Annotated in this window: 12 protein-coding genes; 4 read left to right on the plus strand and 8 right to left on the minus strand. The window is 69.6% G+C overall.

Annotation, left to right across the window (positions count from 1 at the left end):
• Positions 1-166 precede the first annotated feature (166 nt).
• The 4 genes from AC1PLR_RS13055 (at position 167) to AC1PLR_RS13070 (ending at position 4115) form a co-directional block, all read left to right on the plus strand.
• Positions 167-781, plus strand: a complete 615-nt coding sequence (locus AC1PLR_RS13055; protein ID WP_481101260.1) for a hypothetical protein — start codon at positions 167-169, stop codon at positions 779-781.
• Between the two features lie 111 nt (positions 782-892).
• Positions 893-1774 carry an HlyC/CorC family transporter gene (locus AC1PLR_RS13060; RefSeq protein WP_019801191.1) on the plus strand — a complete coding sequence of 294 codons (882 nt, stop codon included), beginning with the start codon at positions 893-895 and terminating at the stop codon, positions 1772-1774.
• Positions 1771-3069: a lipoprotein N-acyltransferase Lnb domain-containing protein gene (locus AC1PLR_RS13065; RefSeq protein WP_481101261.1), complete on the plus strand. Its 1299-nt coding sequence runs from the start codon at positions 1771-1773 to the stop codon at positions 3067-3069. Before AC1PLR_RS13060 ends, AC1PLR_RS13065 begins: the two co-directional genes overlap by 4 nt.
• Before the next feature lie 50 nt (positions 3070-3119).
• Complete coding sequence (locus AC1PLR_RS13070) at positions 3120-4115, plus strand: magnesium and cobalt transport protein CorA (RefSeq protein WP_010342143.1); 996 nt, start codon at positions 3120-3122, stop codon at positions 4113-4115.
• Positions 4116-4286: 171 nt separating this feature from the next.
• Here AC1PLR_RS13070 and AC1PLR_RS13075 read toward each other — a convergent pair whose 3' ends face one another.
• The 8 genes from AC1PLR_RS13075 to AC1PLR_RS13110 form a co-directional block, all read right to left on the minus strand.
• The gene (locus AC1PLR_RS13075) at positions 4287-5651 is read right to left on the minus strand and encodes an NAD-dependent succinate-semialdehyde dehydrogenase (RefSeq protein WP_481101262.1); all 1365 of its coding nucleotides are present in this window, start codon (positions 5649-5651) and stop codon (positions 4287-4289) included.
• Positions 5652-5861: 210 nt separating this feature from the next.
• On the minus strand, positions 5862-6713 hold the full coding sequence (locus tag AC1PLR_RS13080; protein WP_481101263.1) for an ABC transporter permease subunit: 852 nt from the start codon (positions 6711-6713) through the stop codon (positions 5862-5864).
• Positions 6710-7585, minus strand: coding sequence for an ABC transporter permease subunit (locus AC1PLR_RS13085; protein ID WP_267103668.1), 876 nt, complete (start codon positions 7583-7585; stop codon positions 6710-6712). Before AC1PLR_RS13085 ends, AC1PLR_RS13080 begins: the two co-directional genes overlap by 4 nt.
• Before the next feature lie 83 nt (positions 7586-7668).
• Positions 7669-8811 carry an ABC transporter ATP-binding protein gene (locus AC1PLR_RS13090; protein WP_017912269.1) on the minus strand — a complete coding sequence of 381 codons (1143 nt, stop codon included), beginning with the start codon at positions 8809-8811 and terminating at the stop codon, positions 7669-7671.
• Between the two features lie 133 nt (positions 8812-8944).
• Positions 8945-10447, minus strand: a complete 1503-nt coding sequence (locus AC1PLR_RS13095) for an efflux transporter outer membrane subunit (RefSeq protein WP_481103592.1) — start codon at positions 10445-10447, stop codon at positions 8945-8947.
• Positions 10448-10460: 13 nt separating this feature from the next.
• The gene (locus AC1PLR_RS13100) at positions 10461-12038 is read right to left on the minus strand and encodes a DHA2 family efflux MFS transporter permease subunit (RefSeq protein WP_041500356.1); all 1578 of its coding nucleotides are present in this window, start codon (positions 12036-12038) and stop codon (positions 10461-10463) included.
• Complete coding sequence (locus tag AC1PLR_RS13105) at positions 12035-13288, minus strand: HlyD family secretion protein (RefSeq protein WP_481101264.1); 1254 nt, start codon at positions 13286-13288, stop codon at positions 12035-12037. Before AC1PLR_RS13105 ends, AC1PLR_RS13100 begins: the two co-directional genes overlap by 4 nt.
• 562 nt (positions 13289-13850) lie before the next feature.
• Positions 13851-14972 carry a polyamine ABC transporter substrate-binding protein gene (locus AC1PLR_RS13110; RefSeq protein WP_481101265.1) on the minus strand — a complete coding sequence of 374 codons (1122 nt, stop codon included), beginning with the start codon at positions 14970-14972 and terminating at the stop codon, positions 13851-13853.
• Positions 14973-15002: the final 30 nt, after the last annotated feature.

Here is a 15002-nt window from a genome sequence, read left to right on the forward strand (position 1 = left end):
GAGATCCCACACCCGCTGTCGCGACCGACCCTCACCCCAACCCCTCTCCCGGGGGGAGAGGGGCGCGTGTGTCGCCCACCTCCCGCGCTGGTCAAGCGCGAGCCCCGGCGGTAACGTGGCCGCGCGGCGATCGCCGCAGCCCCGTTCTGCTTCGAGGTTCCGTGCGTTGATCCGTCCCTCGCTCGTCCTGCTCGCGCTCGCCTGCGCCGTCCCTGCCGCCGTCGCCGCGCCTCCCGCGCCACCGACTGCAGCGCCCGCCGCCGCAACCGCCGATCCGGCCATCGACCTGCCGGCGCTGCTGGAATGCCGCCAGCACGAGGCCGACTTCGCCGCGCTGGCGCCGCTGCTGGCCGATCCGCTGAAGGCGGTGGCGCACGGCTGGCGGCCGCTGCCGCAGTCCAACCCGTTCATGACCGAGTACGCCCTGGTCCGGCCGATCCAGGTGTTCGGCTACAGCAGCGAGCAGATCGCCTTCTCCGGCGCCAGCGTGATGGCGATCCTCGACCTGCCCGACCCGCGGCCGCTGGCCAAGCGCCTGAACCTGGAAGCGGCGGTGGATACGCCGGAGAAGGCCATGTTCGGCCGCGAGGTGCTGAGCCGCGACGTGCACGACCCCAAGACCGGCGAGCCGATGATCGAGTCGATCATCCTCAGCGTGTCCACGGTGAAATCGCACCCCGGCAAGACCCTGGCCGGCTGCAGCTACAGCCTGGACCTGCCCGAGGAGCCGGGCGCGCCCCCGGCGCCGGACGCGCTGCACACGCCGCCCAAGGGCGGCTGAACCCGCGCCGGCGGGCCTGCCGGCACGCGTCGCCAGCGTCGCGATGCTGTCGCGACCGCCCTGCTAGACTTGCGGCTACCGCCCGTTCGACCGGGCGCCTGACCACAGAACATGTCTGAAGACGGACCGAGTAGCTCCTCCCCGGAACCCCACGAAAAGCGCCGCGGCTGGCTGGAACGCCTGACCTCGGTGTTCTCCGGCGACCCGCACACCCGCGACGATCTGGTCGAGGTGCTGCGCGACGCGCAGCACGACGGCCTGATCGCCGCCGACACGCTGCGCATGATGGAGGGCGCGCTGTCGGTCTCCGAACTCACCGTCGGCGACGTGATGGTCTCGCGCGCGCAGATGGTGTCACTGCCAGTGGAGTCGCGCTTCCTCGACCTGATGAAGCAGGTGGTCGAATCCGGCCACTCGCGCTTCCCGGTGCACGGCGAGAACAAGGACGACATCCTCGGCATCCTGCTGGCCAAGGACCTGCTGCGCGGCGTGGTCGCCGACCACGGCCCGGGTACGGTGCGCGAACTGTTGCGCCCGGCGGTGCTGATTCCCGAGTCGAAGAAGCTCAACGTGCTGCTCAAGGAGTTCCGGCTCTCGCGCAACCACATGGCGATCGTGGTCGACGAGTACGGCGGCGTGGCCGGGCTGGTGACCATCGAGGACGTGCTGGAGCAGATCGTCGGCGACATCGACGACGAGCACGACGACGCCGAGGACGAGGCCTCGCTGATCGCCGCGCAGGCCGACGGCCAGTACGTGGTGGACGCACTCACCCCGATCGAGGACTTCAACGAGCGCTTCGGCGCCGACTTCCCCGACGACGACTACGACACCGTCGGCGGGCTGGTCACCGAGGCGATCGGCCACCTGCCCGAGACCGGCGAGGAACTGACCCTGGGGCGGTTCGCGTTCCGCGTGGCGAAGGCCGACGCGCGCCGGGTGCAGGCGTTCCACGTCACCATCCTGCCGCCCGCCGAGCAGGACGGCGCTTGAGCGCGCGCAAACTGCCGCTCACGCGCGCGGCGTGCTGGCTGGGATTGCTGCTGGCGCTGTGGGCCGGGTTGGCGTTCGCGCAGACTCTGTCGGCAGATCCGGCGGCCCCGCCGCCGCTGGCCGCCCCGCCGGCGACCACGCCACCCACAGGCGCGGCAACCGCCGCAGCCGACGCCAGCGACCCGGCGCCGCGCATCGGCGTGGCCACGATGCAGCCCGGCGAAGTGTTCTTCGAGCGCTTCGGCCACGACGCCATCGTGGTGCTCGACCCGCGCACCGGCCAGGCCACCTCCTACAACTTCGGCTTCTTCGACCCCAGCGAACCCGGCTTCGTCGGCCGCTTCGCCGCCGGCGACATGCGCTACTACCTGGTCGCGCTGCCGCTGCAGGAGGACCTAGAGCAGTACCGCGAGGCCGGCCGCGGCGTCGACATCCAGTGGCTGGACCTGGCCCCGGCGCAGGCACGCGCGCTGCAGCAGGCGCTGGCCTGGCGCGCCCGCCCGGAGAACGCGCGCTACCGCTACGACTACTACACCGCCAACTGCGCCACGATGGTCCGCGACGCGCTGGACCGGGCCATGGGCGGGGCGCTGCACGCGCAGCTGTCCGGCCGCTCGCGCGGCAACACCTACCGCAGCGAATCGGTGCGCCTGGCCTCGCCGGCGCCGTGGATGTGGCTGGGCTTCGACCTGGGCCTGGGCCCGTACGCCGACAAGCCGCTGTCGCGCTGGGAAGAGGCCTTCGTGCCGATGCGCCTGGCCGAGAGCCTGAACGAGGTGCGCAACAGCGAAGGGCGCCCGCTGGTGCAGGCGCGCCAGCAGTTGCTGCCGCAGCGGCTGCCGCCGGAACCACCGGAACAGCTGCGGCACTGGTGGCCGTGGCTGCTGGTCGGGCTGGCCGCGGCGGCGGGCGTGCTGGCGCTGGGCCGCCGCCCGCGCTGGCTGGCGGCGCTGGCGCTGCCGTTCTGGCTGCTGTGCGCGCTGGGCGGCGCGGTCCTGCTCTATCTGTGGGGCTTCAGCGAGCATCGCGCCGCCTGGGGCAACCGCAACCTGTTGCTGCTGGATCCGCTGTGCCTGCCGCTGTTGGTCGGCGGCGTGGCGCTGCTGCGCGGACGCCGCCCGGGGCGCTGGTTCGACGTGCTGCTGTGGCTGGTGGTGGCGCTGGCCGGCGCCGCGCTGCTGATCCACTGGCTGTCGATGCTGCAGCCGCAGTTCAACCTGCAATGGATCGCGCTGCTGCTGCCGGTGCACGCGGCGCTGGCCTGGGCGCTCACCCGCCCTCGCCCGCTGCGCTGATACCGTCGACGCCACTCGCCCCGCGCGCCTCCGCCGAACCCGCTCCCGCCATGGCCTCCGCGACCGCCAATCCCGCCTGCGTCATCAACTGCGTGCACTACGACGGCCACGGCCGCCGCCACGACATCGCCCTGGAGCAGATCAGCGACGTGCTGGCCGGCCACGACGACGGCTTCGTCTGGGTCGGCATGTACGAGCCCGGCGACGCGGTGCTGCAGCAGCTCAAGGAGGAATTCCAGCTGCACGAGCTGGCGATCGAGGACACCCGCAAGGCGCACCAGCGGCCCAAGGTCGAGGCCTTCGGCAACTCGCTGTTCCTGGCGGTGCACACCGCGCAGGTGATCGACGAGCGCATCGTCTACGGCGAGACCCATGCCTTCCTCGGCGAGCGCTTCCTGCTGACCGTGCGCCATGGCGCCTCGCTGCCCTACGCACCGGTGCGCGAGCGGCTGGAACGCGAGGCCTCGCTGATGAAACTGGGCCCGTCGTACGCGCTGTACGCGGTGCTGGACTACGTGGTGGACAACTACCAGCCGATCCTCGACGCCTTCCGGCAGAGCCTGGAACGGCTGGAGGCCGACATCTTCGCCGAGTCGTACCGCCGCGACACCGCGATCCGGCTGTACGAACTCAAGCGCGAACTCAACCAGATGCGCCTGGCGGTAGCGCCGCTGCAGGACGTGCTGGCGCACCTCAAGCGCCACCCCGGCCCGCTGATCGCCGAGGAAGTGCGGCTGTACGTGCGCGACGTGCTCGACCATGCGGTGCGCACCAACGACGCCATCGATACCCTGCGCGAAATGCTCGGCACCGCCCTGAGCGTGAACCTGTCGCTGGTCACTTTGGCCCAGGGCGAGACGGTCAAGCGCCTCGGCGCCTGGGCCGCCCTGCTCGCCGCGCCGACCCTGATCACCAGCTGGTACGGCATGAACTTCAAGCAGATGCCGGAACTGGAATGGCCCTGGGCCTACCCGCTGATGGTCGGCGGCGTGGCCGCGGTGTGCGTGGCGCTGTATGTGGCGTTCAAGCGTGCGAGGTGGTTGTGAGCCGCCGCGCAGCGGCGGCGGGAATGGAGAAACGGGAATCGGGAATGGACAGCGTGCCGCGGGCATGATGTAACGCTGCATCGTTAGGCGTGCAGCAATCATCCGTGACAGACGGCGCCATCAGGCGCCGCCGCTTCTCCCATTCCCAATTCTCCATTCCCGATTCCCAACTCAAGCCACATACACCGACTTGATGTTCATGAACTCATGGATGCCATGCTCGGCCAGTTCGCGACCGAAGCCGGAGCGCTTGATGCCGCCGAACGGAAGACGCACGTCGCTCTTGACGATGGCGTTGACGAAGGCGGCGCCGCATTGCAGCTGGCAGGCCACGCGTTCGCCGCGGGCGCGGTCGGCGGTCCAGACGCTGCCACCGAGGCCGAAGGTGGTGTCGTTGGCCACGCGCACGGCTTCGGCTTCGTCGGCCACGCGCAGGATCGCCGCGACCGGGCCGAACAGTTCCTCGTCGTAGGCCGGCATGCCCCGCGTCACGTTGTCGAGAATCGACGCCGGATAGCCTGCGTGGCTGTCGCGCTCGGGCTCGCAACCGAGCAGCGGCTTCGCGCCCTTGGCGATGCTGGCCTGTACCTGCTTGTGCAGTTCGTCGCGCAGGTCCTGGCGCGCCATCGGCGCCAGCGTGGTCGCCTCGTCCTGCGGGTCGCCCAGGCGACGCTCGGCCGCGGCGGCCACGAAGCGGCGCACGAATTCGTCGGCGATCGCCTCCAGCACCACGAAGCGCTTGGCCGCGATGCAGGTCTGACCGGCGTTGTCGAAGCGCGACTTCACCGCTGCGGCGACGGTGGCATCGAGGTCGGCGTCGTCCAGCACCACGAAGGCGTCGCTGCCGCCCAGTTCCATCACGCACTTCTTCAGTTGCCCGCCGGCATTGGCGGCGATGGAGCGGCCGGCGCGCTCGCTGCCGGTGAGCGTGACCGCAGCAACGCGTGCATCGCGCAGCACTTCGGCGGCCTGGTCGTTGTCGATGTGCAGCACGTCGAACACCCCGTCCGGCACGCCGGCGTCGGCCAGCACCTTGCGGATCGCGTCGGCGCAACGCGGCACATTGCTGGCGTGCTTGAGCAGGGCGACGTTGCCGGCCATCAGCGCCGGCGCCAGGAAGCGGAACACCTGCCAGATCGGGAAGTTCCACGGCATCACCGCCAGCACGCAGCCCAGCGGCTCGTAGCGCACGTAGCTGCGCTGCGCATCGGTGGCCACCGATTGTTCGCGCAGGTACTCGGCCGCGTGCTCGGCGTAGTAGTCGCAGGCGGCGGCGCACTTGTCGAGTTCGGCCAGGGCCTCCTTGCGCAGCTTGCCCATTTCCGCGGTCATCACCCGCTGGATCGCGTCGCGCTGTTCGCGCAATTGCGCACCGACCTTGCGCAGCAGCGCGCCGCGTTGTTCCAGCGGGGCCGCCGCCCAGCCGGGGAATGCCTGCGCCGCGCCGGCCAGGCGCTGTTCGACGGCGGTGGCATCCATCAGCTCGAGGCTGTATTCGACTTGGCCATTGGCCGGATTGACGGTGTCGTAAGGCATCGCGCGGACTCCTGGAAAAATGTCCGGTCAGCCTAGCGCTCTGGAGGTTGCGGCAGCGTGGCGATGGCGCCGCATGCGATGACTCACAGTGTTCCGCCATTTCCGTAGGAGCGGCTCTTGTCCCCTTTTCGGGATCAGCCGCGACGGGGCATTGTCGGAAGGTCCCGGTCGCGGCTGAAGCCGCTCCTACGTGGAGCAAAGCAGCTCACCCTAACCCACCTGCTGCTGCGCCAATTGGATATCGCGCTGGCGGCGCTTCTCGCTGCGCGCCATCAGCCACCAGCCGACGAACGCGGCGATCGAGACCGCCAGCACCATCAGCGTGGCCAGGGCGTTGATCTTGGGCTTCAGGCCCATGCGCACCGAGGAGAACACGGTCATCGGCAGCGTGGTCGAATCCGGGCCGGCGACGAAGTTGGCGATCACCACGTCGTCCAGCGACAGAGTGAACGCCAGCAGCCAGCCAGACACCAGCGCCGGCGCGATGATCGGCACGGTGATCAGGAAGAACACCTTGATCCGGTTGGCGCCCAGGTCCATCGCCGCCTCTTCCAGCGAGCGGTCCAGCTCCTGCAGGCGCGAGGACACCACCACGGTGACGAAGGACAGGGTGAAGGTGACATGCGCCGCCCAGATCGCCATCACGCCCTTGGGCGGGATGCCGAGCACGCCGCCCATCGACACCAGCATCATCATGATCGACAGACCGATGATCACTTCCGGCATCACCAGCGGCGCGGTCACCAAGGCGCCGAACAGACTCTTGCTGGGAAAGCGGCGGAAGCGCGTCATCGCCATCGCCGCCAGCGTGCCGATCACCATCGACGCGGTGGCGGTCCAGAACGCCACCTTCAGACTGATCCACGCCGCCTGCAGGATCTGCCGGTCGCGCAGCAGCTCGCCGTACCACTTGGTGGAGAAGCCGGCCCACACCGTCGCCAGCTTGGAGGCGTTGAACGAATACACCATCAGCAGCAGGATCGGCAGGTACAGGAAGGCGAAGCCGGCGCCCAGCACCGTCCAGCGCAGCACCGCGCCCATGCCGCCGCGCGCGCCGCTCATGCTTGCCCGCCTTCGAGCTGACGCTGCTGGTAGCGGTTGAAGATCAGGATCGGCACCATCAGCAATGCCAGCATCGCGATCGCCACCGCCGAGGCGGTCGGCCAGTCGCGGTTGTTGAAGAACTCGCCCCACAGCACCCGGCCGATCATCAGCGTGTCCGGGCCGCCGAGCATTTCCGGGATCACGAATTCGCCCACTGCCGGGATCATCACCAGCATGCAGCCGGCGACGATGCCCGGCCGCGACAGCGGCAGGGTCACGGTCAGGAACGCCTTCCACGGCGGCGCGCCGAGATCGTAGGCGGCCTCGAGCAGGCGCTGGTCGAGCTTGACCAGGGTCGCGTACAGCGGCAGCACCATGAACGGCAGGTAGCAGTAGACGATGCCGATGTAGGCGGCGACCGGCGTGTACAGGATGTGCAGCGGCGCATCGATCAGGCCCAGCGCCAGCAGCGCGCGGTTGAGCACGCCGTTGCTGTCGAGGATGCCGATCCAGGCGTAGACGCGGATCAGGAACGAGGTCCACGACGGCAGCACCACCAGCATCATCGCGATGTTGCGCGCCGACGGCGACAGCCTCGCGATCGCGTAGGCCATCGGGTAGCCGATCAGCAGGGTCAGCACGGTGGAAATGCCGGCGATCTTGATCGAGCCCCAGTAGGCCTCGATGTACTGGTGGTCGCGCAGCAGCGCCAGGTAGTTCTGCAGGGTCAGCTTCAGCGTCAGCACGCCGTCGCGGACTTCGAGCAGTTCGCTGTACGGCGGGCTGCGGATGGCCTGCTCGGCGAAGGAGATGCGCAGCACGATCAGGAACGGGATCGCGAAGAACAGCAGCAGCCAAAGGTACGGCGCGGCGATCACCAGCCAGCGCATGGCCGGCAGCGAGCGCAGGCGCAGGCGTTGCGGCAGGCGCAGCCGCGGCGTCGGCTCGGGCGGCACCGGCACGACGGGCGCGCTCATGCGGTCAGCACCACGCCGTCGTTGTCATCCCACGACACCCACACCGTGTCGCCCCAGGTCATGCCTTCGCTGTCCCAGCGCTTCTGGTTGGCGAAGTTGGATTGCACGCGGATGCCGCTGGGCAGACGCACGTGGAAGATCGAGTGGCTGCCGAAATAGGCGATGTCCTCGATGGTGCCGCGCGCCTTGTTGTAGGTCTGCTCCGGTTCGCCCTTGGTGATCCAGACCTTTTCCGGGCGCACCGCAAACGCCACCTCCTGCCCTTCCACGCCGGTGATGCCGTGGCTGATGTAGATCGGCACCGGGAACTGCGGGCACAGCACGGTCACATGGTCGGGATGGTCCTCGCCGATGCGGCCCTCGAACATGTTCACCGAGCCGATGAACTCGGCGACGAAACGGCTGTTCGGCGACTCGTAGATGTCGCCCGGCGTGCCGACCTGACGGATGCGGCCCTGCTCCATCAGCGCGATGCGCGTGGCCATGGTCATCGCCTCTTCCTGGTCGTGGGTGACCATCACGCAGGTCACGCCCGAGGTCTCGATGATGGACACCAGCTCCAGCTGCATCTGCGAGCGCAGCTTCTTGTCCAGCGCGCCCATCGGCTCGTCCAGCAGCAGCAGCTTGGGCCGCTTGGCCAACGAGCGCGCCAGCGCCACGCGCTGCTGCTGGCCGCCGGAGAGCTGGTGCGGCTTGCGCTTGCCGAGCGTGCCCAGCCGCACCAGCTCCAGCATCTCGCCGACGCGGCTGGCGATGGCACTGCGCGACAGCCCGTCCTGCTTCAGCCCGAAGGCGATGTTCTGCTCCACGCTCATGTGCGGGAACAGCGCGTAGGACTGGAACATCATGTTGAGCGGACGCTGGTACGGCGGCAGCCCATCCAGCGGCTGGCCGTCGAGCACGATGCGGCCGCGGCTGGGCTGCTCGAACCCGCCCAGGCAGCGCAGCAGCGTGGACTTGCCGCTGCCGGAACCGCCGAGCAGCGCGAAGATCTCGCCCTGGCCGATGTCCAGGTCGATGTCGTCCAGCGCGACGAAGCCATCGAACTCCTTGCGCAGCCCGGCGATGGACACATAGCCCGCGCCCTTGGCCGGCGGCGGCGCCGGCAGATGGTCGGTTCTCGCTTCGCTCAACGCCATCGGTGATTCCCCGTGAAGCACGCCGTCGTGCGCAGCGCCGATGCGGCGGCGACCGTGGCGCGGTGGATCTCAGTGTAGCGGTGGGCGCGTGGGATTCGGGAGTCGGGATTGGGGATTCGTAAAAACGGCGCGCTTACTGCCTCGTGACTGGCGCTGGCGCGGACGCCGGTGCCTCCGGTGCCTCCCAGCCCAGGCCCAGGCTCTTCTGCAGGGCAACGTAGCGCAGCAGCACCTGGGTGTGCGCCTGCAGCGCGCTGTCCTGGGCCGAGGCTTGCTGGCGCTGCACGTCCAGCGCATCGATCAGCGACGAGGCGCCGGCGGCATAGCGTTGCTGCAGTAGTGCGGCCGAGCGATCCGCCGAGGCCGCGGCCTTGTCCGCCGCCAATGCCTGCTGGCGCGCGGCGCCGAACCGCGCCAGTGCGCCGTTGGCGTCCTGCAGCGCGGCCAGCACCGTGCCCTCGTAGGCGGCCAGGCGCGCTTGATTGCCGGCGCGGGCCTGCTCGACCTTGGCGCGGGTGCCGCCGAAATCGAAGATCGACCATTGCAGGAACGGCGCCACCACGCTGTTGACCGCATCGCGACCGAGATCGCCCGGCGAGGTCGCGGCCATGCCGATGTTGCCGAGCAGCCGCACTTGCGGGAAATACGCGGTCAGCGCTTCGCCGATCTTCGCCGAGGACGAGGCCAGCTGACGTTCGGCGCGGCGCACGTCCGGGCGCCGACGGATCAGCGCGCCGGCATCGTCCACCGGCACCGTCGCCGGCAGCGTCGGCAGCGGCCGGTCCGCCGCCAGTTCGGCGTCGAGCGCGCCCGGCTCGCGGCCGATCATCAGCGCCAGTTGGTCCAGCGCCACCTGCGCCTGCGCCTGCAGGTCCGGCAACACCGCTTCCTGCTGCTGCAGCTGTGCCTGCGCGCGTTCCACCTGCAGGTCGGCATCGGCGCCGCGCTCGCGGCGCTGACGGGTCAGTTGCAGGGTCTGCCGGGCGGCCTCCAGGTTGCGCTGGGCGATGGCCATGCGCGCACGGGTGCTGCGGTAGCCCAGGTAGGCCTGCCCCACTTCGGCGGCGATCTGCACTTGGGTGTCGGCCAGGTCGGCCTCGTCGGCCTGGGCGTCGGCCAGTGCGCCTTCGCTGGCGCGGCGGCGGCGGCCGAAGAAATCCAGCTCCCAACTGGCATCGATGCCGACGCTGTAGAGCTGCGTGCGCGGATCGATCTCCACCGGCTGGCCGGTGCCGGCGGCGATGCTGCCCAGGCGGTCGGTCAGCGCATCCGGCGCGCGCGCGTTGAGGTAAGCCGCGTTGGCGCCGACGCTGGGCAACTGCTCGGCGTGGCGCTGGTCGACCAGCGCGCGCGAGGCGCGCAGGCGCGCCTGCGCCACCCGCAGGTTGGGGCTGTGCTGCAGCGCCTGATCGACCAGCATGCTCAGTTGCGGGTCCTGCAGGGTGTCCCACCAGCGCTGCGGCGGCGGCGCCGGCACCACCCCGGCGGCGGCCGCCGTGGCATCGGCGCGGTGCAGCCGCGGCTGCGCCAGCGCTGCCTCGGCCACCGACGGCGGCTTCACGTAGTCCGGGCCGAGCATGCAGGCCGACAGCAGCGAGGGCAGCGCGGCGGCGACAAGAACGCGGGAGAAACGCAGGGCCATGGAATCCTCAATGCATCGCGAGCGGAGCGCCGCCCTTGGGCAGCGGCTTGAGCAGGAACGCCAGCGGGATCGTGCAGACCACGATCACCCCGAAGATCCAGAACAGGTCGTTGTAGGTCATCACCAGCGCCTGCTGTTGCACCAGCCGCGCCAGTTGCGCCAGCGACTGCATCGCCGCGCCGGCGCCGGACGCCGACTGCAGTTGCGCGGCGATGCCGTGCAGGTAGTCCTGCGCCAGCGGCGAATTGGCGGTGGTGCCGCTGCCGAGCATCTGGGTATGGAACACCATGCGCCGCTCCTGGAAGGTGGAGATCAGCGCCAGCCCGATCGAGCCGCCCATGTTGCGCGCGGCGTTGAACAGGCCCGAGGCGTCGCCGGCCAGGTCCGGCGGCACCGAGGAGATCGCCGCCTGGTTGAGCGACATCATCGCCAGCGCCAGCCCGCAGCCCTGCAGCAGCTGCCCGACGACGAAATGCATGCCGACCGACTCGGCGGTCAGATGCATGTTGACGAAACAGGCCGCGGCGAAGCAGCTCAAGCCGCCCAGCACCAGCACGCGCACGTCCACCGTGGTCAGCAGCTTGGGCATCATCGGCATCAGCAACACCGTGGGAATGCCCGACAGCAGCACCACATAGCCGGACTGCTCGGTGTTGTAGCCGGAGATCACCGCCAGGAACTGCGGGATCATGTACATGACCCCGAACAGGATCATGCCCACCGCCATCACCATCACGAACACCGCGCCGAAACTGCGCTGCAGCAGGATCGACAGGCGGATCACCGGCTGCCGGCTGAGGAACTGCGAGCCCACCAGGGCGATGAAGCCGACCAGCGACACCACGCTCAGCAGCACGATTTCGGTGGACTCGAACCAGCGCTCGCGCTGGCCCTCCTCCAGCACCACGGTCAAGGCGCCCAGCCCCGCGGTCAGGCCGAAGATGCCGAGCCAGTCGGCGTCGAGCAGCCCGCGCAGGTACATGCGCTCGTGCGGCAGCCCGAGCAGCAGCAGCGCCACCAGGCCGGCGCAGACCGGCACGTTGAGGAAGAACGCGTAGTGCCAGCTCACGTTCTCGGTGAGCCAGCCGCCCAGCAGCGGCCCGATCACCGGGCCCAGGATCACGGTCATGCCGAACAGCGCCGTGCCCAGGGTCTGCTGCGCCGGCGGCAGGCGGGTGGCGACGATGGTCAGCGCGGTGGGGATCAGCGCGCCGCCGGCGAAGCCCTGGCCGACCCGGCCGAGGATCATCATGGTCAGGCTGTTGGACAGCCCGCACACCACCGAGAAAAACGTGAACAGCAGCGCGCAGATCAGCAGGAAGTTGCGCAGCCCGAGGGTGCGCACGAACCAGCCGGTCAGCGGGATCATCACGATCTCGGCGACCAGGTAGGAGGTCGAGATCCAGGTGCCCTCGGTGCCGCTGGCGCCGACCTCGCCCTGGATGGTCGGCAGCGCGGCGTTGACGATGGAGATGTCCAGCGTCGCCATGAACGAGCCGATGGTGCCGGCGGCCACCGCCAGCCAGGCGCCGGTGTCGGCCTTTTGCGGCGCCTGCGCGCCGGCCGCCGCGGCCGCTTCGCTCACGGGGTGCGCCCGCGCGGCGAGACCGCATCCTGGCCCTGCGCGTCCTCTTCCTCCACGCGCTCCTTGGCATCCTTGGCGCTGCGCGTGTCGACGGTCACCGTGACCGACATGCCCGGCACCAGCACCTTGCGCGCCTCGGCGCCGGCCTTGAGGCGGATCCGCACCGGCACCCGCTGCACCACCTTGGTGAAGTTGCCGGTGGCGTTCTCCGGCGGCAGCAGCGCGAACTGCGACCCGGTGCCGGGGGCGATGCTCTCGACCACGCCGTCCAGTTCTACGCCGGACAGCGCATCGACCTCGATCCGCGCCGGCTGCCCGGGCCGCATCAGCCCGACCTGGGTCTCCTTGAAGTTGGCGCTCAGGTACAGCGCCTCCACCGGCACCACGCTCATCAGCCGGGTGCCGGCGGCGACGAACTGGCCGACCTGCACGGTCTTGTCGCCGATGCGGCCGGCGATGCGCGCGGTCAGGCGGGTGTCCTCCACCGCCACTTCCGCCTGCGCGGCGTCGGCCTGCGCCTGCACCAGCGCGGCGCGCGCCTGGTCGAGTTGGGCGCTGGTGCCCTGCACCTGGCTCTCGGCGGCGACCACCTGGGCCTTGGCCGCGTCGAACTGCGCCTGCGCGCGGTCGCGGTCGTGGAGGATGCTTTCGTAGTGTTCGTGGGTGTCGGCGCCGGACGCGGCCAGCGGCCCGAAGCGCTTGGCCTCGCCCTGGGCGAAGCGCAGGCTGGCGGCGGCAGCGGTCACCTGGGTGCGCGCCTGCAGCAGGCTGGCGCGCTGCGCCTGCAACCCGGCCTCGGCAGCGGCGATGTCGGCCTGGCGCACCGCGATGGCGGCCTGCGCCTGTTCCAGGGTGGCGCGGTAGGTGCGCGGGTCGATCTCCAGCAGCGGCTGCCCGGCGGTCACCGTCTGGTTGTCGCGCACGTACACCGCGGTGACATAGCCATTGACCCGTGGGGCCACCGCCACCGTGTCGGCCTGCAGGTAGGCGTTGTTGGTCTCCTGCAGGTAGCGGCCGGTGGTGAGGTAGTAGATCAGCCACACCACCAGGCCGATCACCACCAGCAGGCCGATCAGCAGCAGGGTCCATTTGACCTTGGGGTTCTTCAGCGGCGACGGGGTGTCGGCCTTGCCGGCGTCGTCGCCGCGCGCGTCGTCCCGGCGCTTGCCGGCCTGGCCCTGGTCGGCATGGGCGTCGTGCGCGGCGGCCTGCCGCGGCGCCTGCGAGGAGTCTGGGTCGTGGTTGCTCAAGTCGCTGATTCCTGGGGAGAGGAAGAACGTCGCCGGGTCGGGACGGCAACACCACCAAACGGTAGCGTACGCCGGCCGGCGCATTATTTGTACCGGCGAGTACAGAGTATGTGAGCATCTTGTGGCGGTGGCGCTGCGGCGTCTGCGCGATTGCGGATGCTGGGCGGCGCCAGACCCGGCCGCCTGCGTCGAGGGAGCGATTTCCCGGTCGCTCAGCCCGATGGGGCGCCATGCGCAGAGGCGGCCTTCGGCCGCGCGACAGGGCGCTAGCGGGAAGGCCTGTCGCGGCTGAAGCCGCTGCTACGGGAGAGGGTGTTGCCCGCTCCGATCAAACGGGAAAGATTGCCGGTGCGGCACCTGCGTGCACCAGCAGACGTTGTAGGAGCGGCTTCAGCCGCGACGAGCGAAGACGCGATGCGTGCCTCCCAGGCAGCATCGCGTCGGGACTGAAGTCCCTCCCACAACAGGTACTAGCGTCCGCGGTGGCCGGTTTGGACAAACGCAGCGCTCACTGCCTGCGCGTTCAAGGGCAAGCGCCACCGCGGGACCGAAGACCAGCGGCTCAACGCCCGGTCTTGATCTCCGTCCACAGGCGGGTGTACAGCTTGTCCACCTCGGGTGGGTTGATCGAGTAGGTGAACATCTTCGCGGCCACTTCCGGCGGCGGATAGATGGTCGGGTCGTTGCGGATCGCCGCGTCCACCAGCGGGGTCGCCTGCGGCACCGGGTTGGCGTAGTGGATGAAGTCGGTGTTGGCCGCGGCCACCTTCGGCGTCAGCAGGTAGTTGATGAACGCGTAGGCGTTGTCCGGGTGCTTGGCGTCCTTGGGGATGGCCAGCATGTCGAACCACTGCGGCGCGCCTTCCTTGGGAATCGAGTAGGCCACGTGCACGCCGTTCTTGGCCTCCTCGGCGCGGTCGCGGGCCTGGATGATGTCGCCGGACCAGCCCACCGCCAGGCAGGTGCTGCCGTTGGCCAGCGAGGTCACGTACTGCGAGGAGTGGAAGTTCTGCACGTACGGGCGGATGCGCTTGATCAGCGCCGCGGCCTGCTCGATCTTGGCCGGATCGGTGCTGTGCGGATCCTCGCCCAGGTAATGCAGCGCGATCGGGATCAGGTCCGAGGGCGTATCCAGCAGGGTCACGCCGCAGTCCTTGAGCTTGGCCAGGTTCTCCGGCTTGAACACCAGGTCCCAGCTGTTGGCGATGTCGGTGCTGCCGAACGCGGCCTTGACCTTGTCCACGTTGTAGCCGATGCCGGTGGTGCCGACCATGTACGGCACGCCGTACTTGTTGCCCGGATCCTGCTGCGCGATGCGCTGCATGATCTGCGGATCGAGATTGGCCAGGTTCGGGATCTTGCTCTTGTCCAGCGGCAGGAATACCCCGGCCTGGATCTGCCGGCCGAAGAAGTTCAGCGTCGGCACCACCACGTCGTAGCCGCTGCCGCCGGCGAGCAGCTTGGTCTCCACCATCTCGTCGCTGTCGAAGACATCGTAGGTGACCTTGATCCCGGTCTGCTTCTCGAACTCGGGAATCGTGTTCTCGGCGATGTAGTCCGAGTAGTTGTAGACGTTGAGCACCTTGGCCTCGCCCTGCCCCGCCTTGTCCGCATCGCTGCCGGAGCCGCCGCAGCCGGCGAGCAGCGCCGTGGCCAGGGAAAGAGTGAGCAGTCGCAAGGTCATGGCAGGTCTCCGCGGTTCCATGGGCAAGAG

This window comes from Xanthomonas sp. NCPPB 3570, from assembly GCF_056725115.1.